This window comes from Luteimonas salinisoli (assembly GCF_013425525.1).
Classification (GTDB): Bacteria; Pseudomonadota; Gammaproteobacteria; order Xanthomonadales; family Xanthomonadaceae; genus Luteimonas; species Luteimonas salinisoli.
In genome coordinates this window covers 1-1,054 of sequence record NZ_JACCKA010000002.1, presented here as the reverse complement: position 1 = coordinate 1,054, position 1,054 = coordinate 1, and the positions used below count along the sequence as shown (strand labels likewise).

The 1,054-nt window shown below is 54.7% G+C and carries 1 protein-coding gene; it reads right to left on the bottom strand.

Annotated features, from left to right (window positions below):
• Positions 1–105: 105 nt before the first annotated feature.
• Positions 106–525, bottom strand: coding sequence for a DUF4279 domain-containing protein (locus tag H0E84_RS00260; protein ID WP_180676621.1), 420 nt, complete (start codon positions 523–525; stop codon positions 106–108).
• Positions 526–1,054: the final 529 nt, after the last annotated feature.

Sequence of the window (1,054 nt, the reverse complement as noted above, 5' to 3'; positions counted from 1 at the left end):
ACACAACACGAGCACCAGCAACCGCCTTCAAGCTACAGGCAAGAGCGTCATGCGGCCGGAGTTGACGGGAAGCTCCCTAGGGAATTGTTAGGCCGCGCCACCACGCTAGTCTGGCCCATAGATGTCGAACCCTAGCGAAAGACCGAGCCGGCTGCACCTGCCTTGGAGCTCGGGGGAGATCTCAATGCCGATGTTCTCTTGCTCTAAGAACAGGCCAACAAAAAAGCGGGCAGAACCACCATCAGCTGTGAGATCAGTGAAGAACTGAGAGTACTGCTCCAGTTGCTCCACGGTCGATGCCAAGAACTGCTCTAACTCATCGTCGTTTGGGACCACGAGGGAGCGACGCCAGAAACTCTGCTTGTAACTGCCGGGTAGCGGGTTACCTTTGGGTGTGAGGCGATCCTCGCCAAGCGACCCACTATGGTCGGGCTCCATGCGCAGCACCTCGCCGATACGTGCAGCCGACATCGTCGGATGCGTAATAGCGAGAGAGACTTTGTAGCGGTAGCGGGGTTCTTTCAAAGCGGCCTAACGCCTGAATTAAGCCGCGCCGCGAAGCGGCGTCGGCTTGAATGAATTGTTAGGGCTCAGAACTTGAAATTGACGAATGAGTACATTTCTGGACGCCCATCTGTTTGCATTGCATTGGATCGAAGTTGCTCTTCGAAGCAGCGACCAAGAGTGGTTGGTTTGTTGAGCCAAGTTCTTGTTACTTGTCCGTCCGCGTTGATTCGCATTACAACCATAATTCCAGACATCTCTTGTGCGGCGTTGACGCCGCACGCGACCATAGACCTACCAACCGCCCTGTCTTGTGCGGTGAAGAATCTAGCCGAAATTTCACCATGAAGAGTAGCCTCGTCTCGTCGTGCGAGGGCCTCAGCTTGCTCGATGGCAATATCTCCAGCGGCAACTTGGAGCAGAACAGCTAGAAGTATCGATGACATTTGGTCTGAGCCCTAACGCCTGAATTAAGCCGACCCGCGAAGCGGGTTCGGCTTGAATGAATTGTTAGCTGCCACCCACGATCTGGAAGTCAGCGATGTCCTCT